Raw genomic sequence first — 1,462 nt, 5'->3', positions numbered from 1 at the left:
AGAAGTCGTAGTGGAACGACCAGCTCGGTCCGCTGGCCAGCCTCGCCCGCGAGAGGTCACCGTTGACCGGGAAGGCCATCTTGAACTCGACCATCGGCAGCGCGACCGGGTGGTCGGCGGGGCACACGTTGTTGTTCGTCCCGGGGTTCACCACGGGGTAGGCCATATGGCTGCGGTGGTCGGGCGTGTCCAGGTACTTGCCGTCCCAGCAACTGGGCGCCTGGAAACGGATGTTGAGCTGGACGTCGGGCCGGTTCGGGCAGTCCTTGGGGAACTCGACGTTGAAGTAGCTGTCGCCGCACTCCCAGCCCTCCACGAAGCCGGGGTGGTGGCGGAACTCCTCGGCGGTCTGCATCGGGTCGCCCACCACGAAGCGCAGTCCCTTGGGGAATGGCCGCACACTGGTGTAGTCGGTCACGCCCGCCTTGTAGTAGATGGTCTGCGGGCCGATCGGCAGCACCGGCCGGTCGGCGCCCAACAGCGTGGGCATCCAGTACCCCGACTTGTCCCCCGGTGCCTTGCAGGTGGTGCGCCCGGCGTCGAGGGAGGCCGTGGTGCTGGCCGCGTCGGTCGTGGTGTTGCCCATGAAGGTGTGGTCATGGGACGCGCCCGGCTGCTGCGGGTAGACGATGGGGTCGTCCGGTTTGGTGTGGCTCACCGAGCAGTTGGCCTGGAACTCGTGGAAGTAGCGGTGCGGCGGCTCTTTCGTGGCCGGGGTGACGCCGGTGACCGGCGGGTTCGCGGGAATGTAGCCGTCGCCGTCCGGGTCCTCGGGCGAGGAGGCGGACCGCGCCGCCATGACATGCCCCGCGTGGGCGGCCGTGACACCGCCGCCCGCGGAGGCCGTGACACCGCCGCTCGCGGGATTCGCCGGGGGCGCTTCGGCGCTCATCGCGATACCACCGAGCCCGAGCGAGGTCAGCAGTAACGCGCCTGCGATCAGGGTTCCTGAAACGATCTTCGATCTCCGTGCCATGGAGACTCCTGCCACCTGGAGAGGGGGTATGACGGGCCGTCACCGGCCCGCGACAACACTGGGAGAGCGCTCTCCAAGTCCGGAGTGTCCGGGCGGGGACACGAAGGTGTCAAGGCGTGGAGCGGAAAGGATCAGAGACACCGACTCCGCTTACCTCTTGAACACAACATCCATGGGCACAGGTGGCAGCGAACCGCCCCAAGTTTGCCCGAACTACCGGAATTTTGAGGCCAGTTGATGTTCAAAAGGCAACAACACCCACAGACTGCGGTCACAACTCTTGACGAGTCGTTCACATGGCTGAAGCATGCGACGGCAAGAGAGCGCTCCCTCACCCCCATCCCGTTCATTTACTGAACCAGGAGAGACGCCCCCATGACGCCTTCCCCCACGCCTGCCTCGCCTTCCCCCCCGCCTGCTTCCTCCGGCCGCGCTCCGGTCGGCCGCCGGGCGGTGCTCGGCGCCGCGGCCGCCGTCGCATCGGCC

The 1,462-nt window shown here is 67.4% G+C and carries 1 protein-coding gene; it reads right to left on the bottom strand.

All coding sequences use genetic code 11. The features are described 5' to 3' along the window. Nucleotides 1-976, bottom strand: a 976-nt coding sequence (locus KN815_RS46535) for a DUF1996 domain-containing protein (RefSeq protein ID WP_216347824.1), incomplete at its 3' end; no start/stop codon positions are given. Nucleotides 977-1,462: the final 486 nt, after the last annotated feature.

The organism is Streptomyces niphimycinicus (genome assembly GCF_018883605.1).
In the GTDB taxonomy this organism is placed as follows: Bacteria; Actinomycetota; Actinomycetes; order Streptomycetales; family Streptomycetaceae; genus Streptomyces; species Streptomyces niphimycinicus.
This window is presented reverse-complemented; position numbering and strand designations above follow the sequence as displayed.